Here is a 21,004-nt window from a genome sequence, read left to right as displayed (position 1 = left end):
CGAATGCCTTATTCCCGAGTTTTCAGATCCTTGAGCTTGCCGAACACCGATTCGACGTCGAATTCATCTTCTTGCTCGACCGGCTTCTTTGCTGTGGAGCCGAAAACCTCCTCCTGGGAGACAGGCTCATAGTAATAGGGCTGGGTGGTTTCTTCCGCCGGAGCCAAGGTTGGGCCTTGATCCTGAACCAAACCCGGACGCTCCTTGGCGGCGCGCTGTACCTCGAAGTCCAGGTCGATCTGTGAGCACAACCCCAGGGTCACAGGATCCATCGGCGTCAACGAAGCAGAATTCCAATGTGTCCGATCACGAATAGCGGCGATCGTGTTCTTGGTCGTCCCAGCCAGCCGCATGATCTGCGCGTCCCTAAGTTCCGGATGATTGCGGACCAGCCAGAGAATTGCATTCGGGCGATCCTGCCGACGAGACAAAGGTGTGTAACGCGGACCGCGATGCCGCTTGGGTTCCGGGAGACGAACCTTGGACACGGCGAGCCTGAGCGGATGAGATGCGTTCTTTTCAGCCTTCTCGATTTCCTCACGTGTCAATTGACCGGAAGTGATTGGGTCAAGGCCTCGAATCCCGGCGCCCACCTCACCATCGGCGATGCCCTTGACCTCAAGAGGATGCAACTTGCAAAACTCCGCAATCTGATCAAACGTCAGAGAGGTATTCTCAACAAGCCATATGGCGGTGGCCTTTGGCATGAGCGGGGCATTGCTCATCGTCGTCTCCTAGAATCTCTTCGTCTCGCCGCCCGCGCGCCATCGCGCCCGGACCAGCCCGGCTGAGGCGGAGCCTCAAATTTCCATACATGACGGGAATTTGTTTTATATACGCCGGCTGGCGTTGAAAGGCAACGTGGAAGCCATGCGAAGCTCAGGAAGAGCGCACAATGACGGCCTTTACAGGCTGCGCCGGAATTCGATAACAGCCACTGAGCAGTTCGACGCGTTCTTTCCGCTTCGACGAGACCTGAACCGTTCATGCCGCGTTCACTCAATTCAGCGTGAATTCCGGGCCAACGCTATTATATTGTCTGCTCGGAGCTAAAATTCCGGTGTCGGAGTATGATGAAAAGAGGGCTATCATGCCAACCATCGCGCTTGTCGACGACGATCGAAACATCCTCGCTTCGGTTTCGATAGCTCTCGAGGGAGAGGGCTATCGCGTCCAAACCTACAATGACGGAATGGCGGCGCTCGAAGGATTGAAAAACAATCCTCCAGATATGGCGATCTTCGACATCAAGATGCCGCGCATGGATGGAATGGAGCTGCTACGGCGCCTGCGCCAGAAATCCGACCTTCCGGTGATTTTCCTCACCTCGAAAGACGAGGAAATCGACGAATTGTTCGGCCTGAAAATGGGGGCCGACGACTTCATTCGGAAGCCGTTTTCCCAGCGATTGCTGGTGGAACGAGTCAAGGCCATATTGAGACGAGCAAGTCCGAAGGAAGCGGCCGCACAAAAGGAAACCGAGGCGAAGATCCTTGAGCGCGGTCATCTCAGAATGGACCCTGAGCGACACGCTTGCACCTGGAAAGGTGAACAAGTCACGTTGACCGTGACCGAATTCCTCATTCTTCAAGCGCTCGCGACGCGTCCGGGCGTCGTAAAGAGCCGCAACGCGCTGATGGATGCGGCGTACGACGATCAGGTTTATGTCGACGACCGCACAATTGACAGCCACATCAAGCGGTTGCGAAAAAAATTTAAGCAAGCTGACGACGACTTCGAAATGATCGAAACCCTTTACGGAGTGGGATACCGGTTCAAGGAAGGCTGAGCTCAGAGTGATTTTGGACGACGGATGCGGCGCCGGTTGAAGCATGAAGAAGTTTGCGGCCGCAATATCCAGTAAACCCAGATCAAAGCGACGCGCGGCCGCGTTTCGTTCGCTATGGCGGGGCTTGCTATCTCGTATTTCCTCGCCTCTCACTCGCAGAATTATCCTGCTCAACCTTGGCGGCTTGGTCGCGCTTCTGGTCGGATTTCTTTACCTCAATCAATTTCGAGAAGGACTCATCGACGCGCGTGTGCAGAGCCTGCAGACCCAGAGCGAGATCATCGCGGCGGCGATCGCCGCGTCGGCGACCGTCGATGCGGATGCCATAACGATTGATCCGGAAAAACTTCTGAAGCTCGCGCCTGGGCAAAGCTACGGGGTCAACGACGAAACCTCACCGGCCCTGGAATTTTCCATCAACCCGGACCGCGTGGGCCCTTTATTGCGACGCCTTGTTTCACCCACGCGAACCCGCGCCCGGATCTATGACCGGGATGGATATATGTTGATGGATTCGCATTCGCTCGCCGCGCGTTCGAACATCCTACGCTTTGATTTACCGCCCCAAGGTCAAACGGATAAGCCGCAATGGCTTCGCGATCTCCAGGATTTCCTGCAAGGCGGATTCAACTTCGCTCGTTTGCCGCTCTATCGGGACATTGGCGCCGCCAATGGCAAGGGTTACCCTGAAATCGCGAACGCTCTTAAGGGGAAATCTCAAACTGCGGTTAGACGCAACACCCAGGGCGAAACCGTCATTTCAGTGGCCACGCCAATACAACGATTCCGCACCATTCGCGGCGCTCTCCTGTTGTCGACGCAAGGCGGCGACATAGATGGAATCATAGCATCTGAGCGCCGAGCCATATTTAGCATATTTCTGGTGTCGGCGACGGTGATGGTCTTGCTATCTGCGGCTCTCGCCGGCGCGATCGCGGAACCCATCCGCCGACTGGTAACCGCCGCGGAAGGCGTGAGGCGGGGCGTGACGTCACGAGCCCAGATTCCAGACTTCACCACGCGCGATGATGAGATCGGCTTACTATCAGGCGCCCTGCGCGATATGACAACTGCGCTTTTGAACCGCATGGAGGCAATCGAACGTTTCGCAGCGGACGTCGCGCACGAACTGAAAAACCCCCTTACTTCCCTTCGTAGCGCCGTCGAAACTCTACCAATTGCAAAGACGCAAGCGTCGCGTGATCGCTTGCTGGAAGTCATACAGCATGACGTGAGGCGACTAGATCGTCTGATATCAGATATTTCCGATGCGTCGCGCCTAGATGCGGAGTTGGCGCGTGACGACCTTGAACGCATCGATATCTCCGAATTGCTTCAGGCAATCGTCGAAATATCGAACCAAGTTGATCGGGGAGACGATGTACGAGTTGTACTTGCTATAGCGCAGAACTGCAAAGATATGTTTATTGACGGACACAAGTCGCGCTTAGCTCAGGTTTTCAATAACCTCATCGATAATGCACGAAGCTTTTCGCCCGCTGGTGAAGAAGTTCGAGTCTCGATAGCTCGTGCAGAAAGACTTCTCGATATCCAACGTCGTGCACCCGGGTACAACATCAACGTGGAAGATAACGGCCCAGGGATCCCGGCACACGCTTTTGAGCGAATTTTTGAACGATTTTATACTGACAGACCAAATCAGAGTTTCGGGAACAATTCGGGGTTAGGACTATCCATATCGCGGCAAATCGTCGAAGCTCACGGTGGTTCTATTCAAGCAAGCAATCGGATCGATAGTTTCGGCAATGTTGTTGGCGCACGTTTCGTCGTGTTCCTGCCGGCTGAAATGACCCGCGTTTTCGGGACAAGTGAATAGGTTGCACACCAAGCTTATCCCATTGCACAGAGAAGGCTATGGTTCGATCATCGGCGGTTGCTGTTAGCGTTCGTCGTAGTTTCAACCGAAAACGGCGCGAAGACGTGCCAACTGCTCGTTGACCGGGCTCTCCTGGGAGCTTGATACAGAGTTCTGCGGGTTGAGGTACAGGAGTTGATCAAGGTGAATCACGCGCGCTTGCAACCGTAGCGACTCCCCAACGAGGGCCTGCAAGTCGTGAGGAAGCCTTTCAAAAACCTCCGAAGAGGTAGCCAAATCCTGTTGAGACAGCTTGACCTTGCGCTTCTCTGATAACGCTTGCTCGAATGTCAACTCGCCTTCGTTCACCGCACGCTGCAACAATAGCCATGACGCTAGCTGCATCAAGCGCGTGGTAAGTCTCATACTTTCTGCCGCATAGGCCAGAGATTCATTTCGTCCAAGTTCGCGCGCCTGTTCACGTCCCGGCCCATCGAGATAGGCCGCAGCGTCTTCGACTAAGGTCATGCCTTCGCGGAACATGGCCTTGAATGCCTCCGATGAGGCAAGACGGGCCACAAAAGAAACGGGTTCGCCGTTGTCATGTTGCATAAACTGAGACATGCGCCACCTTGGAACGCGCGCGAAACAAAAATCGCTAGCGACGATCATTCGTCCGCCAGTGAACTTAAGACAAGATAGCTTCATTTAGGGCGTTGCGCTTGTTTAATCTTATTTAACGTTAACTCGGATGGCAGGGGAACTATCGCCTGCAATGCCCCCCTTGTGGAAGGAGCCCAATACGACTTTTTCTTGGAAACCACTGGTTCGACATTTTGTTCATGCGTTCATGCTCATCCAGCCAACCAGCGGTTTCACCACAGTCTTCGAGATGGAGGCCGCAAAGTCTCACAGCATTGCGGTGTAAGCGTACACCGGACACCATTCTGGCGGCCCGAGGCGCTCGTTTGGTAATGATTGGACATGGATAGCAACATCTATGTCTACGCCTATGCGCAGCCTGGATTCCAGCGCGAAGCGCAACGGTTAAGCGAAACGAATTTGGACGTCCTTCCCGAGTTCGGCAAGGATGGCTTGGAATGGGGTTTTGTAGGCCAGGCATTTTCTCGGCGTGAGATTGGCGGTGAGGACGATTTCCTGGATTTCGTCATCGGTCAGGCGATCAAGATTGATGTCGCGAGGCAGCCATCGGCGTAATCGGCCATTGGCGTTTTCTATCCCGCCCTTCTGCCATGAGGCGTATGCATCGCAGAACCAGGTTGTCATGCCGCGCATGTCGCGCAACAATGTGTGTCTGGCGAACGCAGTGTCGTTGTCGAAGGTGATCGACTTTCGCAAGGATGGGTCGATGCGGCCGAACACGGCGAGCATGGCGGAGATCGTCTCCGCCGCGCTTTTTCCGGCGAGCCTTGCCGCGAGCGTCAGGCGCGACTTGCGCTCATGCAGGACGAGGACGGGCCTGGCGTGCTTGCAGATGATGAGATCGCCCTCCCAATGTCCGGCCTCCGCGCTAAAGCCGGCTCAGGAGATGGAACAGCAGCGCGCCGCCGGAGGCGCTGAACGGCAGATAGCCGAGTTCATCCAGGATGATCAGGTCGCAGCGCGCCAGCCGCTCGGCGATCTGCCCTGATTTCCCTGCGCCTTCTCCTGCTCCAGGGCGTTGACGAGGTCGACCGTCGAGAAGAAGCGGACCTTCTTGCGGTCACTTTCGATGGCCTGGACGCCAAGCGCGGTCGCGATATGCGTCTTTCCGGCGCCGGGTCCGCCGATCAGGACGACGTTGTCGGCGTTGTCGATGAACGTGCAGCGGTGGAGCTGACGCACCAGGGCTTCGTTGGCCTCGCTGGAGGCGAAGTCGAACCCGGCCAGATCCTTGTAGGCTGGAAAGCGCGCCGCCTTGATCCTGTTGGCGACGGAGCGCACGTCGCGCTCGGCGGTTTCTGCCTTGAGCAGCTGAGAGAGAATGGGCATGGCTGCTTCAAACGCCGGCGAACCCAGCTCCATGAGATCGGCGAGGGCCTGCGCCATGCCGGACATTTTCAGACTGCGCAGCGTGATGACGATGGCGGCGCTGGCCAGATCATGACGCATGGCGCGCCTCCTGCTCGGCTTTGCGCAGCGTGTCATAGCGCTCGACGTCGGCGCGGGGCTCCTTGGTCAGCGTCAGGGCCGGCGGGGCCTCGACCTTGGCGACCTCTGGTGCCTTGCCGTCGACCAACCGGTGAAGCAGGTTGAGGACATGCGTCTTGGTGGGCGCGTCGTCGTTGACGGCCATCTCGACGGCGCACAGCACCGCCTGCTCGTCGTGCTGGAGAACCAGGGCGAGTATCTCCGCCATCTCGCGGTCGCCGCCGGGCCGTTTGAGCAGATGCTGTTGCAGCCGTTTGAAGGCGTCCGGCATCTCAAGAAAGGGCGCGCCGTTGCCCAGGGCGCCGGGCTTGCGCTGGATCACCGCCAGATAATGGCGCCAGTCGTAGATCGTCCGACCGCGGACGTGATGGGAGCGCTCGATGACGCGCGGGTGCTCGCAAATCACTTTGCCTTCGGCGACAACGACGAGACGGTCGGCGTAAACGCGCAGGCTGACGCGCTGATTGGCCTGAGCAGCGGGTTATGATTCAGGGCTTCCGAAAGGAAGCGCGGATGAATCGAGATCAGTTCTGGGTCACGGACGAGCAGTTTTCCAAGATCCAACCTCATCTTCCGACCGACACGCGCGGCAAGGAGCGGGTTGACGATCTCCGCGTGATCAGCGGTATCGTGCATGTGCTGAAAAGTGGCGGGCGCTGGGTGGACGCGCCGCCGGATTATGGTCCTCGGAAGACGCTCTACAACCGGTTCGTCCGGTGGGCGGCGAAGGGCGTCTGGACGACGCTTTTCGAAGAGTTGGCGCGGGCCGGCGGACCAACCGCGGAAGTCCTGATCGACAGTTCCGCCGTGAAAGCTCACCGCTGCGCGGCGGGCGGAAAAGGGGGGAGAAAAGTCAGGCCATCGGCCGCTCGCGCGGTGGGCGCACGACGAAAATCCACGCCCTGACCGATGCGCAATGCCGGCCTTTGGCCTTCATGCTCACGGGCGGGAATATCGCGGATTGCACCGCTGGCGCGACATTGCTGGAGAGGCTGCCTGACTGCGACATCCTGCATGCAGACAAGGGTTACGACGCCAACCAGCTCCGCCGACAGGTCGAGGACAAAGGCGTCATGCCGAACATTCCACCCAAGGCCAACCGCAAATGGAAGAACTGCTTCTCGCCGTTCCTCTATCGCAACCGCAACGCCATCGAACGCATGTTCTGCCGCCTGAAAGACTTCCGGCGCGTGGCCACGCGATACGACCGAAACGCCGTCAATTACCTCGCAACCGTCTGCCTCGCCGCGACCGTCAGCTACTGGTTATGAGTCTGGAACCTAATGCGTTTGGTATCTGAATTTCGTGTTCTAAAAAGTTCGGGCAAAGTGTTGGAGGAGAGACTAGCGTGAATTAAATTAAATCTATACGAAAAATCAATGACGACTGAACGTTGGTGGAGCCAGACGGAATCGAACCGACGACCTCTTCAATGCCATTGAAGCGCTCTCCCAACTGAGCTATGGCCCCATGCATCGGCTTTGGGAAGGCCTCTAAAAGAGCCGCCGACGGCTTTTCTATATCGACACTCATGCTTGAGTACAAGCCCTTTGTGGTCCTTTGGCGTGGCTAACTGAAGCGAATTGCTCACAATGAGATGGACCGACGAATTTAGCTCGCTTCTACGAGGGATAAGGGCACTCTGATCCACACCAATCATGATCTGGCTCGACTTTCGCTAACTCAAAGAAATGAGTTATTAAATTTGATTTTTTTATTAGCGTACGTATTACACTTAATTCAACTTGTTCACAGAAAATCCCAGGCTGCGCTCCGCGTTTGGCGCTTTTTAAACGCACGGTCGCTCCAGAAAATCACTAGTTATTTCAAAAGGTTGTAAATACCCTACCTCGGACTTACACGGGGGGGGGTAGAGATTCACACCGCTTCGTGATTTTCTGTCAACAGTGGACCGATTGTGAATAACCGAGACTAGCTCTACAACCCATCGTATCATTGAAGGCATTAAAGAGCGGTTAATCACACCTCCGACGAAGGCACTGTGCAAAAGATGATCTATCGGAAGAGGACACGAGATATCAGCGAGTTGCCCCAGGTAGCGTCCACGGATGTGGTGGAGATTTTCTGAGAGCCGGCGGGCGGAGCTCCGCTTAGCGGAGCCCGCCGGCGGGCCGGGGCGGTCACCGCGCCCTCTTCGGTTATGGTCGAGTTGCTGAAGCTTGACCCCACCGACCCGAGGACATGATGACCGACGACACAATGGCATTTCTTCATCAACTGCGCGAGCGCGGCGGGGAGGACCTTCTGAAGGACCTCGCCGAAGCGGTATTGCGGAAACTGATGGATTTCGACGTCGACAACTTGATCGGCGCCGGACGTTACGAGCGTTCGGATGAAGGCGGCGATCGCCCAAGTGTTCAAGGCGAGTTGGCAAAGATGCCGCGTGCATTTCACTTGCGGCGCACATGCGCCATGCAAGCCGCTTCCAGGATGGGCGGCGCCTCGCCAAGTTTTTGCGGTTCATAGAGATGACGAAAGCCCGCATAGCCATCGGCATGGAGCACGCCGCGGAAGTTTTCGAGATGCTTTTGCGGATGTTCGCCCTTGCGGTCGGGGCTGTAAAAATAGGCGACCGCCGGCGGCGCCTGATCCCGCCAGAGACGGCCGTCGCGCACATAAACCCACAGTCGGCCTTCCTTGGTCCGTCCGCGTCCGGGGTCCAGCACGGGAACGGGCGTGTCATCGCCATGGAGCCGATCGCCAGCGAACACATGCGCGCGAAGCGCGTCGACCAGCGGCGCCAGCAGCGCGCTGACCTGGCCGACCCAATCCGCCATGGTGGAGCGGGACAGATCGACGTTCTCGCGGGCGTAGATGTCGGACTGGCGGTAAAGCGGCAGGTGGTCGCAATATTTGCTGACGAGCACATGGGCGAGCAGGCCGGCGCCCGGCTTGCCGCGCTCGATCGGCGGCGACGGCGTGGCCGCCTTGATCTCGGTGTCGCAGCCCTTGCAAACGATCTTGCGGCGGACGTGGCTCACGACGCGGAACGAGGCCGGAATGTAATCCAGCACTTCGCTGACAATCGAGCCGGCCTTCAAAAAATCGCGGCCGCCGCAGGTCGGACAGGCGCAGTCCTCGACTTCATGGATTTCCTCAAAACGAGGCAGATGATCGGGCAAGGGCTGGCGCGCCGGCTTGCTTTTCTCGGTTTCCGCCTTGGCGACGGCCGGCGGCGCGGTTTCGCCCGCAGCGGCCTCAATGTCCTCAAGCGCCAGTTCAAGCTGCTCGATCTGCCGCTCGACCTTTTCGGAGGAGGCGCCGAAACGGGCGCGGCGTAGCAACGCCAATTGCGCTTTCAGCTTTTCGATCAGCGTGTCGCGCGTGTGCAGGCGACGGTCCGCTTCAGCCAGTTGCGCCGCCTGCGCGGCGACGATCGCGCGCAGAGATTCGACATCTTCCGGCAGATCGGCGACGGCCTGGCTCATGGCCAAAACATAGCTGATTTGCCGTTGGCGGAACAGGCTCGTCTGGCCTGAAACGCTTGAGTTTCAGGCCGTTCGAGACGGCGGCGCCGACCAGGACGGACGCCGCCAATCGATGCCCTCCCACAGCATCGCCAGTTGCGCCGCAGTCAGGCGCGCGGTTCCATCAGCCGCCGAGGGCCAGGGAAAGCGTCCGCGCTCCAAAACCTTGTAGAACAGGCAAAAACCTTGCCCGTCCCAATACAACAGCTTGATCCTGTCGCCGCGCCGGCCGCGAAAGGCGAACACCGCGCCAGAAGCCGGATCCCGCCGCAGGCTCGCCTGAGCCAGCGCCGCCAATCCGTCGATGCCCTTGCGCATGTCGACCACGCCGCAGGCGAGATAAACGCGAACGCTGGAGCCGGGGCCGATCATGCGTCTTCCACCGATCGGATCAACGTCTTCAGAACCTCCGCGTCGAGGCTGGAGGCGACTTTCAGGACCCGGCCATTGGCGCAGTGGATTTCGATCTGCGCTGCTCGATGGCCTCGCTCCTTCCGTCTCTCGGCCTTCTTGCGCTGAGGCGCCTCAGAGGCTTCTGGCGCAATAAGCGCGACGGGCGCGAAGGCCAGCGGAGCAGCCGCCCGCAATTCACGCCGCCAAGTGTAGATCTGCTGGGGAACAATGTCATGGCGACGCGCGACCACCGCCAAAGGCAGCCCGCTTGTCGCGGCTTCCTCCACGATCGCCATTGGTCCAGTTGCGCCGCCGCTCGCGGCAACTCAATATCTCGACCCGGCCCATCCGCACTTCGCTACGTCGCTAAATCCGAAATTAGCGACGTAACTTCAGGCCGGCGCCAGAAAACCGGAAGCCCGCGTCACCGGACGCTTACACACTAAGTCCCTGAATGCCTGACTCGTCGGGTGATTTCCGAATCGGCGTTGGTCTGATTCAACAGGCGAACCTGGAGGTTCGCCATGCCGATTGCCCTTCGAGCAGATTTCGATGCGCGCTCCATGCAGCTTCGCGTCGGCTTCCTGAGTTGCTACCCGCCTAATATTCTGGTAAACGGTAACTCCCGCCTAAGAGTCGTCGCCCCTTCAAAACCATTCGTGTGTGTTCGGTTGCGGAGTCACCGGACCTTTAGCGAAGGCATTGCGACGACGAGTTATCAGATCAAAATAGAGATTACGAGCGCATGCGCGAGATCAAACTTCAAACGCTCAAGGCGAAGTCGCCTACCGAGTTGCTGGCCTTTGCCGAAGAACACGAGGTCGAGAATGCCTCGATCATGCGCAAGCAAGAGTTGATGTTCGCCATTTTAAAACAATTGGCGTCCCGCGACATCGAAATCGTCGGTCAGGGCGTTGTCGAGGTTTTGTCCGACGGGTTTGGGTTCTTGCGCTCGTCAGACGCGAATTATTTGGCTGGGCCCGACGATATTTACATTTCACCATCTCAAATTCGCAGATTCGGGCTTAGAACCGGCGACACCGTCGAGGGACTAATCCGCAGCCCGAAAGAGGGTGAACGGTATTTTGCTCTGCTAAAGGTAAATTCGATCAATTTCGAGGACCCAGAGAAGGTCAGACACAAGGTTCATTTCGACAACCTTACGCCGCTTTACCCAAACCAACGCTTGCGTTTAGAGATCGATGACCCGACCAAGAAGGACTTGTCGGCGAGAGTGATCGACATTGTTTCGCCAATCGGCAAGGGCCAAAGAGCGTTGATTGTGGCTCCCCCGAGAACGGGTAAGACGGTTATCCTTCAAAACATTGCGCAGTCGATAACGACCAACCATCCAGAATGCTATTTGATTGTGTTGCTGATTGATGAGCGTCCAGAAGAAGTGACGGATATGCAGCGATCCGTGAAAGGAGAGGTAATTTCATCTACTTTCGACGAGCCGGCGGTACGGCATGTCCAGGTGGCTGAAATGGTGATTGAGAAGGCCAAGCGACTGGTTGAGCACGGGCGCGATGTGGTTATTCTTTTGGATTCCATCACACGCTTGGGCCGCGCGTATAACACCGTCGTGCCGTCGTCAGGCAAGGTGCTGACCGGTGGTGTTGATGCGAATGCCCTTCAGAGGCCCAAGCGGTTCTTCGGTGCCGCTCGAAACATCGAGGAGGGCGGCTCGCTCACGATCATAGCGACGGCGTTGATTGAAACGGGTTCCCGTATGGATGAAGTGATCTTCGAGGAGTTCAAGGGCACGGGTAATTCCGAAATCATATTGGATCGCAAGGTTGCCGATAAGAGGGTTTTCCCCGCTATCGACATCACGCGCTCGGGTACCCGGAAGGAGGAGTTGCTGGTGTCAACAGACCTCCTCAAAAAGACGTATGTGTTGCGGAGAATCCTGAATCCGATGGGCACGGTCGATGCTGCGGAATTTTTGCTTGGAAAACTTCGCGAGACCCCGAAGGGCAACGGCTCGTTCTTCGATTCGATGAACACTTGAGAATGAAATCGGATCGAGAGAGATGTTTCACGTGAAACATCTCTCTCTGTGGAGTACCAAAGATTCATAGTTCCGACACGATTTTTGCCCTCGCGACTGCGCCAGGGCGAGCCGCTTTAGCTGTTGTGCGCCTGTCCGGACCGCGGGCCTCTGAGATACTGGCAGCGATGGCTGGGAAAATTCCAGAAGCTCGTCGTGCGACCTTGACGAAGATTTGTGATCCTTGGTCGGGCCAAATAATCGATTACGCGCTGATCTATTGGTTTCCAGGTCCGGCAAGCTTTACGGGTGAAGATTGTGTTGAGTTCTCGATTCATGGATCCAGAGCAATCCTCGCAAAACTATATGAGGTTTTAGGGCAGTTTCCCGCGACGAGAATGGCAACGCCAGGTGAATTTAGTCGCAGGGCTCTGATGAATGGTAAGATGAGCCTGATAGAGGTCGAATCTCTTGCTGATCTAATCTCTGCAGAGACAGAGCAACAGCGGTTGCTCGGGATTGATGGTCTCTCCGGAAGATTCCGATCCGCAGTCGACGGATGGCGGCAGAGCCTGTTGGATGCTCTTGTGCATGTCGAATGCGCATTGGATTTTTCGGACGAAGTAGACGTGCGTGCGTTTGATAGCGACCACATAGTTCAAATTTGTCGTTCAGTCTGCGAGTCGCTTACTGAATGGTTGGGTAACCGCGAACGTGCATCGCTTCTAAGAAATGGGTTTACAGTCTTAATCTCTGGGCCCCCGAACGTTGGCAAGTCGACGCTTCTCAATGAATTGGCGCAGCGCGATGTGGCCATCATTTCAGATGTTCCCGGCACCACGCGCGACCTAATCGAAGTCCGTCTTGACCTTGACGGGCATCTTATTAATTTGGTGGATAGCGCCGGTGTCCGCGAGACTTCTGATCGGATTGAATCCATCGGTATTGCTAAGGCGCTCACATGCGGCGTAGAGGCTGATCTGATCCTATGGTTGTCTGATAAAGCGGAGCGGCTCGAGCCACCGAAGGAATTTGAAGGGCGATCAATTTGGCTTATTTTTACAAAATGTGATGGTCCAGATTTGGATGGAAGTAGCTTGAAAGACGCTGAGGGTATCCTTCACATTTCGGCGCGAACTGGCTTCAATATCGCGGAATTGTTGAAGAGATTAGCGTCGTTTGTGGCATCATCCGTAAGTGTCCAGGGTGATGTGGTAGCTGTAAATGAGCGGCAGAGCGTTGCGTTGGAGAATGCCAGAGAGGTCCTCCAGACGGTGGTCCATGGGATTGAATATCCCGAAGTCGTCGCAGCGAAGCTTCAAGAAGCGGTGTTTGAGATGCAAGTCGTCGTTGGGCAGGTCGCTGCAGAGGAAGTTCTCGACGAAGTCTTTTCGCGGTTCTGCATCGGCAAATAGGGTCACATGTCCAGATGAAGCGCACATTCGATGTTATTGTGATTGGTGGTGGTCACGCCGGTTGTGAGGCTGCCGCAGCCGCAGCTCGAATCGGCGCTGTCACGCTGTTGCTGACCCAAAAAATCTCGACCATCGGAGAGCTTTCCTGTAATCCTGCAATTGGCGGGTTAGGAAAGGGGCAGCTTGTAAGAGAAATTGATGCTCTAGATGGTTTGATGCCGCGTGCGGCTGATGCAAGCGGTATTCAATTTCGCCTTCTCAATCGGTCCAAAGGACCCGCAGTGCGAGGTCCGCGAGCGCAAGTGGATCGCAAGCTCTATCGACGAGCGATGATAGAGCTGCTGCAAGGCATGCCAAATCTCCGTATCCTCGAGGGTACTGCAGCCAACTTAGTTGAATCCCGCAACGCCCATGAGGTCCAGTTGCTCGATGGATCCACCTTCGCCGCTGCAGCAGTAGTGATCACCGCGGGGACATTTCTCAATGGTAAGATCTTTATCGGAGATGAGGTTTCAGCGGCAGGCCGCATGGGAGATGGAGCCTCAACTCATCTTGCGTATACGCTAGCAAGAGCTGGCTTCAAGATTGACCGCCTGAAAACGGGAACACCAGCGCGGTTGTCGGGGAAATCTATCGACTGGGCCGCTTTGGACCTCCAATATGGCGATGATGAACCGGAGCTTTTTTCGGCATATTCGAAGCAAGTCGTGAACAGGCAGGTTCCCTGCGCAATCACCGCGACGAATCCCACGACGCATCGCGTCATCTTGGAAAATATCGATCGAACTCCAATCCGTTCCGGCCTTATCTCGGGACGTGGCCCCAGATATTGTCCTTCGATCGAGGATAAAGTAATTCGGTTTGCTGACCGCGATAAGCATCAGCTGTTTCTCGAGCCAGAAGGCTTAGACGACGATACGATTTATCCTAATGGAATTTCGACGTCGTTGCCGCGAGATGTGCAGGATCAGTTTATTAGAACGATAGCCGGCCTTGAACGCGTGGAGATATTGAGACCGGGCTATGCAGTGGAGTACGATTTTGTTGATCCAAGGGAGCTCAAACCCACCCTTGAAACAAAAAAAATCGCAGGCCTCTATTTTGCCGGGCAGATCAATGGGACGACTGGTTACGAGGAGGCTGCGGCTCAGGGCCTTGTGGCAGGAGTGAATGCGGCGCTCCGCGCGGCTGGTTCAAAGGAACTGATTCTTAGGCGGTCCGACAGCTATATTGGAGTCTTGATCGACGATTTGACGACTCGCGGCGTAACCGAGCCTTATCGGATGTTTACCTCGCGCGCGGAATTTCGGCTGTCGCTGAGATGTGATAATGCAGACGAACGATTAACGGAGCTCGGCATCAATGCAGGTTGTGTGTCTCCGGAACGGAAGCAGATTTTTCGTCAGCGGCAGGATGCGAGTTCTCGTCTCACAAATGTGCTCCGCCAGAGGACGCTCACGCCGACGGACGCACGTAGGCTAGGTTTACCCGTGAATTTGGATGGCATAACGCGTTCGGCCTTTGCGATCTTGTCCTATCCACAGATAGGCTTTGGTGATCTGGCGACCATCTGGCCGGAACTGAAATCCTTCGATCGAGACATTGCTGCTAAGGTCGAGGTGGACGCAAAATACTCAGTATACCTTGGCAAGCAAGAAGCTATAGTGGCGAGCTTGCGGCGTGACGAAGATGTTCATCTGTGCGTTGACACAGATTATGATTCCGTACCCGGGCTTTCAAACGAGGTCAGAACAAGATTAAAGGCCACCCGCCCCGTAAGCCTCGGCCAAGCGAGTCGGATTGAAGGCATTACGCCTGCCGCGCTAACTGTCTTACTGGCGCTAAGCAGAAAGCGATCGGTCGACACAGAGGCCGCATCATAATGTCTGTTGAGCGTCACCAGGTGGGCCTTGCTCTCGAATTATCGGAAGAGCAGCGCGCCCGACTGAAGATTTACGAGGCGCTTCTTGTCAAATGGCAAAAAGGACTGAACTTGGTGAGTCGGTCAACGATGTCACAAATCTGGCGTCGGCACTTTGAAGATTCTCTTCAATTGCTGCCCTTGGCGGACCCTTGGCGTCGATGGGTTGATATTGGTAGCGGAGCTGGCTTCCCAGGAATGGTCGTTGCCATCATGTCCCCAAACCGCGAAGTCCATTTGGTTGAATCCGACAAGCGGAAGGCGTCATTTCTCGCAGAGGTTTCACGTGAAACAGGTATCCGAACCCATATCCACGTCGAACGGATTGAGCGCGTTCTTCCAAACTTGGTGCAATCCTTAGTCTTCGACGTCATTTCCGCCAGAGCCTTGGCCCCGATGAGAGATTTGCTGAGTTATGCGGAGCCAGTTCTTCGACAGGGCGCGCGCGGGCTATTTTTGAAGGGGAAAGAGCTCTCGGCAGAATTGACCGACTCATATGTTCGAGATACCTTCTCTTGCGAACTGGTGAATAGTGCGACCGAGTGCGGTGCCAAGATCGTTGTTGTTCGCTGTCTTACAAATTCATAGACGCATCGCTTGGAGCGGCAGCAAATGGAAAATCTGGGCCGTATGCGAATTCTCGTTCTCGCTAATCAAAAAGGCGGCGTGGGAAAAACGACGACCGCGATCAATCTCGGGACGGCCCTCGCGGCGATCGGCGAAACAGTATTGATCGTTGATCTGGATCCACAGGGGAATGCGTCGACCGGGTTGGGAATAGATCCTTCGAGGCGCAAGCTTTCGACCTACGATGTCTTGACTGGAGGAGCGACTCTCGCTGCTGTTGCTCAATCCACGGTGGTGCCGCGTTTGTATATGGCTCCTTCGACAATGGATCTCCTGGGGTTAGAACTGGCGATAGCTGATCAAAAAGATCGCTCGTTCAGGCTCCGGAACGCTCTAACGCGGTTCTCGGCGGACAATCTTTCGTCACCCGATAAGGTCACTTATGTCCTTATCGATTGTCCGCCGTCGTTAAACCTTTTGACGATCAATGGTCTCGCAGCAAGCGACAGTGTGTTGGTTCCGCTGCAGTGTGAATTCTTCGCTCTCGAGGGTCTTTCCCAGCTGCTTTCAACCGTGGAGCACGTAAAACGCAGTCTAAACCCGGGACTAACGATTCACGGTGTTGTCTTGACTATGTTCGATGGTCGCAACAATCTTGCCAGCCAAGTTGTCGCAGATGTGCGATCGTTTCTTGGCGACAAGGTGTATGAAACAGTTATTCCGCGAAATGTGCGGGTCTCGGAAGCGCCATCTTATGGGAAGCCGGTCCTTCTGTACGATCTGAAGTGCAATGGTTCGCAGGCGTACTTGAAGCTTGCATCCGAAGTTATCCAACGGGAACGCGACTTGCGCGCGGCGTAATGGCACGCTTGCTCAATAGGGTGTTTAGATGATCGAAGATGCACGTCCACGGCTTGGGCGAGGCCTTGCTGCGCTTATCGGGGAAAATTTATCGGCGGATTCGGCGGCGGTATCCTCTGCCCGGAGAACTGCGCCCATTGAGTTCTTGCGTCCCAATCCGCGGAATCCCCGTCAACATTTCTCTGACGAGAGTTTGCACGAACTTGCGGAGTCAATTAGAGAGAGGGGAATAATTCAACCGATCGTCGTTCGTGAACTCGCTGGCGTAAATAATGTTTACGAAATCATCGCGGGTGAGCGGCGTTGGCGCGCCGCTCAACGCGCCGGTTTGCACGAGGTTCCGATTGTCCTCATTGAAGCCGATGATCGTTTATCGTTGGAACTTGCTATTATTGAGAACGTGCAGCGATCTGATCTGAATGCGATCGAAGAGGCTCGAGGGTACAACCGGCTTATTGAAGAATTTTCCTACAGCCAAGGGGATCTTGCAAAAATACTTGGCAAGAGCCGAAGTCATGTCACTAACACCTTGCGATTATTGAAGCTGCCAGAGTCAACACAGGCCTTTGTCGTTGATGGTCGAATATCAGCGGGGCATGCGCGCGCATTGCTCTCGCTTGATGACCCCGCTTCGGTGGCGAAGCAGATCGTCGAAGATGGCCTGAGCGTCCGTGAGGTTGAGCGTCTGGTTGCGTCCAAAGATGCGCCACAATCGGCGCCAGCGAAGCCAGTCGATAAGGACGCCAATATCAAAAAGATTGAATCCGAAGTTGGTGATGTTCTTGGACTTCCAGTCCGCGTCAACGCGCGTGGAGAGGCCGGCGTCATTAACATCAAGTTCGCGACAACCGACCAGTTCGATCTCGTCATCAGAAAATTGTTGAATTAGCCCTGCCGGTGACGGCGACCTTGGTCAAAATTTGCTTGGTATGAACTCTGGGCGTTGCTACAGATGAGTGCCAATTTCTAAAGGCCATGCCGCCTTCCTAGGGGTGTCTGACCGCCTGATCAGAACAAGATCAATGCTGCAATCAGAGGTGAGCTTGTGACTTCCGAACAGAATGACCAGCAAACAATGGTCAATGATATTCTCGACGTGATCGCGACCGAGGGTATGATTTCTCGAGAAAAGCTTCAGGATGATGCAACAATTGAGAGCCTTGGACTTAAGTCAATTGATATCGTTATGATTCTTACGGCGATCGAGGAAAAGTTCGACGTCTACATTCCAATGGATGGCTCTTTCCAGGAAGCAAAGGATCTTAAGGGACTCGTCGAAGCGATCAGCGCCCACATTCTGAAGGAAAAGACCGACAAATGACCGGTCGTCGCGTCGTCATTTCGGGTATGGGTTCGGTAACAGCCGCCGGCATTGGCGTGGACGCCCTGTGGACTGCGGCCCGAAGCGGGCGGTCTTGCGTGGGACCTCTTGATGTCCGTCAGCCTTACGGTGGTCGCATCAAGATATCTGCACAAGTTCGCGACTTCGATATCGAAGAACGGCTCGGAGAGATTGCGCCATTCGCTGATGCTTTCGCAGCTTACGCAATCGTCGCCGCAGACGAAGCAATGCTTCAGGCAGGATTGGCCAAATCGGAGCTTCAAGGGTCTCGATGTGCAGTGCTACTGGGTACCGGCATTGGAGGTATGCGGACGATCGACGACGGCATTTTCTCGGTGTATTTCGCAAACAAACGTCCGGAAGCTCTGACCGTGCCAAAGCTCATTCCGAGCGCGGGACCAGCTTTGCTGTCGATGCGATACGGAGCGACAGGCCCATGCTTCGCCCTCGCGAGTGCTTGTTCGTCAGGAGCGCAGGCGATCGGTTTGGGTATGCAGATGATCCGGTCGGGGATAATAGACCGTGCAATCGTGGGCGGCTCCGAAGCGTGCGCGACGAATGGAACAATGCGAGCTTGGGAAAGCTTGCGTGTCCTTACTCCTGATTTCTGTCGACCATTTGCCAAGAATCGCAACGGCATGGTCTTGGGCGAAGGGGCCGCAATCTTTGTCCTCGAAGCCGAGGAAATCGCTTTGGCGAGGGGCGGGAAACCCCTCTGTTATGTTGCCGGTTATGGGACAAACAGTGATGCGCTTGATCCGGTGCGTCCAGACCCGGCAAGCGCCTCCGCGTGCATAAACATGGCGCTGGAGGACGCGGGGCTGGCCGCGGAAGACATAGGCTATGTGAACGCTCACGGCACTGCCACCGTCGCCAATGATGTGAGCGAGGCCGAGGCGCTGAATCGTAGCTTTGGAGCGTGCTGTGAACAATTGCTGGTGTCGTCGACCAAACCTATCCATGGTCATGCGCTCGGCGCTGGTGGCGCGATCGAACTTGTGATTTCTGCAATGGCGCTGCGCGATAAAATTGCCCCGCCAAATTTAAACGTCGAGGTTCAGGATCCACAATGCGCCATCAGATTGGTGGGGCCGACCGCTGTTGAATGCGCAATGGACGCGGTGCTTTCAAATTCTTTCGCGTTTGGGGGCATCAACGCGTCACTGGTCCTCACTGCCGCGGTGTAGTATGGACATAGCGCCTCGCATTTTGCGTTCTGGTCCTGTGCGCGTTACGACTGCGAGAGATGCTGTCCGCGAATTTAGGCGCGAGACCGGGTGGCGTCATGACGACGGCGACGTTCCATTGAGCTTCCCTGTGGTCTGGATGAAGAGTCCCGAAATTCGGGAACCCATCTTGCTCGCCGCGCAAGAGGTCGGCCTTCCCGTCCACGAATCTCAGGAATTCCACTACGCAGAGCCCCTACTAGTTGACGCTGCTTACGATTTAATGTTGGAATTGAAGTGCGAAACGGATCCCGCACGCATAGTTGCGACAGCTCAGATATTTACTCCCGAGGGAAAGAGCATCGGAAGGATTGTGACTATACTTCGGTTGATTGTGATGCGGCCGGAACTCGCTTCTTGAGGAGCTCCTTTGAAGTCCGTGATGCTACTTCGTGGCGATAAATTACCAACCCTGGAGGTTGGGCCGTTCACACATGCGGAGCTGGCGAGCTATGCTGCAGCCTCGGGGGATTCTAATCCTCTTCATCTCGATGCGACGGTCGCTCGTCAATATGGGTTTTCTGCATGCCCTGTTCACGGCATGCGTCTTCTCGCGGTCTTTGAGCAGATGTTGCGCGATTGGCGTGAGGGCCTGATTATACTGAGCTTGAAGGGACAATTCCTTACACCTGTCCTGGAGGGGGAACGCGCGACCCTATCAGGTCGCGTCGCCAAGGTGGAAAAATCCAGCGCCGGCATTGTCGGCGTCGTCAGATTAATGGCCTATACCCACCAGGGAGCTCCCGCGCTTGTCGGGGAAACGCGCGTGCAACAGTTGGCTCCGTGCGCGGGGAAAGAAAATTCGCCTTGGAGCTGGCTCTGACACAAGCTTGGGATGGATAGATGCGTTTTGACCGACGCCCAAGGCGTGAAAATTGAGCCTCTGTGTCTTGGCAAACCAATCGATCCGGGGCGCACAGCCGCAAGAACAAATGCCTTTCTGTTGAAGCGGTTCTCTGGATTGTGCGTCGGGTGAGACATTCTCCCGCGGATCGGAAGACGCCGGCGTCGCGACGGCGGCGAGGTCGAAATCGATCGCGGTGCCGCGTTCGCCTGAGTAGATGTCTCCGGGGACGTCGGACGGGCAGCGCGTCGTCGTCACCAGCATTTCGACCCGATGCTCCCGCGCAATTTGGACCGCTGGAGCTGAACCTTGCGGCGCATTTGCGCAGCCTTCGGTCAGCAGCGCCAGCACGGCGGGGTCCGAGCTACTAAGAACGGAAGATCGGTCATTCGCATTGGAAATGCTCATCTGGTCTCCCTTTCTACGACGTCGCGCGATCTCGGGCTTGCCAACCTGATCGTGGCACCCTATTCCATTGACTGACTCGTTAGTCAATAGGAAAACGGGGAAGGGCATGGCTGGCATCCGATCGAAGCAAAAAGCCGAGAGGCCGGATCAAATTCTCGACGCCGCCTTCGATGAATTCGTACGCACAGGCTATGGCGCCGCCCGTCTTGAAGACATCGCCAAGCGCGTTGGGATCACAAAGGGGACGATCTACTTCTATTACGGAAGCAAGGAGAATCTCTTCAAGACGCTGGTCAGAAGCTTAAGCGCGCCGCTGGCGACCGAATTTCAGGAAAAGGAGTGGGAATGGAGCGGCGATATCGCCGCCGATATCGATTATATCGTTTCCAGGCTTTATAGATTTATTTTAGAAAATCCGAAGTTCCGCGAGGTGCTTCGCCTGCTTGTGGCGGAAGTGGATCGCTTCCCCGAATTTGTCGATGACAATTTCGCGGAGTTCGCCGATCCCATCTTCGCCAGCTTGAGCCGGAGATTCGATCTTGCGGTCGCAGACGGCGACATCGAACCGACCAACACCTACGAACTCGCGCGGTTTATGGTCGCCCCGCCCATGTTTCTCAACATCACCTCGCTTCTGTTCGGCAATCGCAAGGCGACCGATACCGACGCCTTCATCTCCATCCACAAGAGCGTGCTGCGGAACGGCCTGCTGAAGCCTAAGGCCGCAGGCGAAACGAGCGCATGACCAGCTACCGCATTTCCGCTTCGTCGGATGCGTCCGGTTGGGTCG

At 56.0% G+C, this 21,004-nt stretch carries 17 protein-coding genes, 1 tRNA gene and 6 pseudogenes; 14 read left to right on the top strand and 10 right to left on the bottom strand.

All coding sequences use genetic code 11. The features are described from left to right. Positions 1–8: 8 nt before the first annotated feature. Positions 9–725 carry a DUF1013 domain-containing protein gene (locus M2320_RS09855; protein ID WP_184430675.1) on the bottom strand — a complete coding sequence of 239 codons (717 nt, stop codon included), beginning with the start codon at positions 723–725 and terminating at the stop codon, positions 9–11. A 365-nt stretch (positions 726–1,090) separates the two neighbouring features. Here M2320_RS09855 and M2320_RS09850 point away from each other — a divergent pair, with 365 nt between their 5' ends. Together M2320_RS09850 and M2320_RS09845 are read left to right on the top strand one after the other, a co-directional pair. Then, complete coding sequence (locus M2320_RS09850; protein ID WP_155445387.1) at positions 1,091–1,789, top strand: response regulator transcription factor; 699 nt, start codon at positions 1,091–1,093, stop codon at positions 1,787–1,789. Positions 1,790–1,832: 43 nt separating this feature from the next. Further along, on the top strand, positions 1,833–3,626 hold the full coding sequence (locus tag M2320_RS09845) for a sensor histidine kinase (RefSeq protein ID WP_264597118.1): 1,794 nt from the start codon (positions 1,833–1,835) through the stop codon (positions 3,624–3,626). Between the two features lie 81 nt (positions 3,627–3,707). Here the strand turns inward: M2320_RS09845 and M2320_RS09840 are convergent, their stop codons facing one another. From M2320_RS09840 to M2320_RS09825, 4 genes and pseudogenes are all read right to left on the bottom strand, one after another. Continuing rightward, positions 3,708–4,229: a DUF1465 family protein gene (locus tag M2320_RS09840; RefSeq protein WP_264597182.1), complete on the bottom strand. Its 522-nt coding sequence runs from the start codon at positions 4,227–4,229 to the stop codon at positions 3,708–3,710. A 423-nt stretch (positions 4,230–4,652) separates the two neighbouring features. Beyond that, a pseudogene (locus M2320_RS09835) lies at positions 4,653–5,120 on the bottom strand (IS30 family transposase); the annotation flags it as partial. A gap of 19 nt (positions 5,121–5,139) precedes the next feature. Continuing rightward, positions 5,140–5,717, bottom strand: a pseudogene (locus tag M2320_RS09830) (ATP-binding protein); the annotation flags it as partial. Next, positions 5,707–6,237 (bottom strand): annotated as a pseudogene (locus M2320_RS09825) (IS21 family transposase); the annotation flags it as partial. The pseudogenes M2320_RS09830 and M2320_RS09825, both read right to left, overlap by 11 nt. A gap of 2 nt (positions 6,238–6,239) precedes the next feature. Here M2320_RS09825 and M2320_RS23380 point away from each other — a divergent pair. Continuing rightward, positions 6,240–7,027 (top strand): annotated as a pseudogene (locus tag M2320_RS23380) (IS5 family transposase). 123 nt (positions 7,028–7,150) lie between these two features. Here the strand turns inward: M2320_RS23380 and M2320_RS09810 are convergent. Beyond that, positions 7,151–7,226 (bottom strand) — tRNA-Ala (locus tag M2320_RS09810). A gap of 735 nt (positions 7,227–7,961) precedes the next feature. Between M2320_RS09810 and M2320_RS23375 the strand changes: the two are divergent. Beyond that, positions 7,962–8,111, top strand: a pseudogene (locus tag M2320_RS23375) (IS256 family transposase); the annotation flags it as partial. 59 nt (positions 8,112–8,170) lie between these two features. Here the strand turns inward: M2320_RS23375 and tnpC are convergent. From tnpC to M2320_RS09790, 3 genes and pseudogenes are all read right to left on the bottom strand, one after another. After that, positions 8,171–9,205 (bottom strand): annotated as a pseudogene (gene tnpC, locus M2320_RS09800) (IS66 family transposase); the annotation flags it as partial. Between the two features lie 63 nt (positions 9,206–9,268). Further along, complete coding sequence (gene tnpB / locus M2320_RS09795; RefSeq protein ID WP_264597115.1) at positions 9,269–9,616, bottom strand: IS66 family insertion sequence element accessory protein TnpB; 348 nt, start codon at positions 9,614–9,616, stop codon at positions 9,269–9,271. Beyond that, positions 9,613–9,933 carry a transposase gene (locus M2320_RS09790; RefSeq protein ID WP_264597114.1) on the bottom strand — a complete coding sequence of 107 codons (321 nt, stop codon included), beginning with the start codon at positions 9,931–9,933 and terminating at the stop codon, positions 9,613–9,615. Before M2320_RS09790 ends, tnpB begins: the two co-directional genes overlap by 4 nt. A gap of 449 nt (positions 9,934–10,382) precedes the next feature. Between M2320_RS09790 and rho the strand changes: the two genes are divergently transcribed. The 9 genes from rho to M2320_RS09745 all read left to right on the top strand — a co-directional run bounded on the left by rho (position 10,383) and on the right by M2320_RS09745 (position 19,785). Then, a complete protein-coding gene (rho, locus tag M2320_RS09785; RefSeq protein ID WP_264597113.1) occupies positions 10,383–11,651 on the top strand; it encodes a transcription termination factor Rho in 1,269 nt (422 codons plus the stop codon). A 38-nt stretch (positions 11,652–11,689) separates the two neighbouring features. Then, positions 11,690–13,045 carry a tRNA uridine-5-carboxymethylaminomethyl(34) synthesis GTPase MnmE gene (gene mnmE, locus M2320_RS09780; RefSeq protein WP_319801426.1) on the top strand — a complete coding sequence of 452 codons (1,356 nt, stop codon included), beginning with the start codon at positions 11,690–11,692 and terminating at the stop codon, positions 13,043–13,045. Positions 13,046–13,059: 14 nt separating this feature from the next. Further along, positions 13,060–14,928 (top strand): tRNA uridine-5-carboxymethylaminomethyl(34) synthesis enzyme MnmG, encoded by a 1,869-nt coding sequence (gene mnmG / locus M2320_RS09775; RefSeq protein ID WP_264597112.1) that lies wholly within the window; start codon positions 13,060–13,062, stop codon positions 14,926–14,928. Beyond that, a complete protein-coding gene (gene rsmG / locus M2320_RS09770; protein ID WP_264597111.1) occupies positions 14,928–15,554 on the top strand; it encodes a 16S rRNA (guanine(527)-N(7))-methyltransferase RsmG in 627 nt (208 codons plus the stop codon). The genes mnmG and rsmG overlap by 1 nt, the downstream gene beginning before the upstream one ends. A 24-nt stretch (positions 15,555–15,578) precedes the next feature. After that, a complete protein-coding gene (locus M2320_RS09765) occupies positions 15,579–16,394 on the top strand; it encodes a ParA family protein (RefSeq protein ID WP_264597110.1) in 816 nt (271 codons plus the stop codon). Positions 16,395–16,422: 28 nt separating this feature from the next. Then, positions 16,423–17,283, top strand: coding sequence for a ParB/RepB/Spo0J family partition protein (locus M2320_RS09760; protein ID WP_264597109.1), 861 nt, complete (start codon positions 16,423–16,425; stop codon positions 17,281–17,283). 156 nt (positions 17,284–17,439) lie between these two features. Continuing rightward, on the top strand, positions 17,440–17,715 hold the full coding sequence (locus tag M2320_RS09755) for an acyl carrier protein (protein ID WP_264597108.1): 276 nt from the start codon (positions 17,440–17,442) through the stop codon (positions 17,713–17,715). Then, entirely contained in the window at positions 17,712–18,923 is a 1,212-nt protein-coding gene (locus M2320_RS09750) for a beta-ketoacyl-[acyl-carrier-protein] synthase family protein (protein ID WP_264597107.1), read from the top strand. Before M2320_RS09755 ends, M2320_RS09750 begins: the two co-directional genes overlap by 4 nt. Before the next feature lie 421 nt (positions 18,924–19,344). Further along, complete coding sequence (locus M2320_RS09745) at positions 19,345–19,785, top strand: MaoC family dehydratase (protein WP_264597178.1); 441 nt, start codon at positions 19,345–19,347, stop codon at positions 19,783–19,785. Here the strand turns inward: M2320_RS09745 and M2320_RS09740 are convergent. Next, a complete protein-coding gene (locus M2320_RS09740; protein WP_264597184.1) occupies positions 19,678–20,214 on the bottom strand; it encodes a hypothetical protein in 537 nt (178 codons plus the stop codon). The genes M2320_RS09745 and M2320_RS09740 overlap by 108 nt on opposite strands. 106 nt (positions 20,215–20,320) lie before the next feature. Between M2320_RS09740 and M2320_RS09735 the strand changes: the two genes are divergently transcribed. After that, positions 20,321–20,959: a TetR/AcrR family transcriptional regulator gene (locus M2320_RS09735; protein WP_264597106.1), complete on the top strand. Its 639-nt coding sequence runs from the start codon at positions 20,321–20,323 to the stop codon at positions 20,957–20,959. Positions 20,960–21,004: the final 45 nt, after the last annotated feature.

This window comes from Rhodoblastus acidophilus, from assembly GCF_025961575.1.
GTDB lineage: Bacteria > Pseudomonadota > Alphaproteobacteria > Rhizobiales > Beijerinckiaceae > Rhodoblastus > Rhodoblastus acidophilus_C.
This window is presented reverse-complemented; position numbering and strand designations above follow the sequence as displayed.

Bases quoted from the DNA above. Each gene is read 5' to 3' on its own strand.
- M2320_RS09850 (WP_155445387.1), top strand. From the start codon at position 1,091: ATGCCAACCATCGCGCTTGTCGACGACGATCGAAACATCCTCGCTTCG.
- M2320_RS09760 (WP_264597109.1), top strand. From the start codon at position 16,423: ATGATCGAAGATGCACGTCCACGGCTTGGGCGAGGCCTTGCTGCGCTT.
- tnpB (WP_264597115.1), bottom strand. From the start codon at position 9,616: ATGATCGGCCCCGGCTCCAGCGTTCGCGTTTATCTCGCCTGCGGCGTG.
- M2320_RS09750 (WP_264597107.1), top strand. From the start codon at position 17,712: ATGACCGGTCGTCGCGTCGTCATTTCGGGTATGGGTTCGGTAACAGCC.
- M2320_RS09855 (WP_184430675.1), bottom strand. From the start codon at position 725: ATGAGCAATGCCCCGCTCATGCCAAAGGCCACCGCCATATGGCTTGTT.
- M2320_RS09845 (WP_264597118.1), top strand. From the start codon at position 1,833: ATGAAGAAGTTTGCGGCCGCAATATCCAGTAAACCCAGATCAAAGCGA.
- rho (WP_264597113.1), top strand. From the start codon at position 10,383: ATGCGCGAGATCAAACTTCAAACGCTCAAGGCGAAGTCGCCTACCGAG.
- rsmG (WP_264597111.1), top strand. From the start codon at position 14,928: ATGTCTGTTGAGCGTCACCAGGTGGGCCTTGCTCTCGAATTATCGGAA.
- M2320_RS09790 (WP_264597114.1), bottom strand. From the start codon at position 9,933: ATGGCGATCGTGGAGGAAGCCGCGACAAGCGGGCTGCCTTTGGCGGTG.
- M2320_RS09765 (WP_264597110.1), top strand. From the start codon at position 15,579: ATGGAAAATCTGGGCCGTATGCGAATTCTCGTTCTCGCTAATCAAAAA.
- M2320_RS09740 (WP_264597184.1), bottom strand. From the start codon at position 20,214: ATGAGCATTTCCAATGCGAATGACCGATCTTCCGTTCTTAGTAGCTCG.
- M2320_RS09840 (WP_264597182.1), bottom strand. From the start codon at position 4,229: ATGTCTCAGTTTATGCAACATGACAACGGCGAACCCGTTTCTTTTGTG.
- M2320_RS09745 (WP_264597178.1), top strand. From the start codon at position 19,345: ATGCTACTTCGTGGCGATAAATTACCAACCCTGGAGGTTGGGCCGTTC.
- M2320_RS09735 (WP_264597106.1), top strand. From the start codon at position 20,321: ATGGCTGGCATCCGATCGAAGCAAAAAGCCGAGAGGCCGGATCAAATT.
- mnmG (WP_264597112.1), top strand. From the start codon at position 13,060: ATGAAGCGCACATTCGATGTTATTGTGATTGGTGGTGGTCACGCCGGT.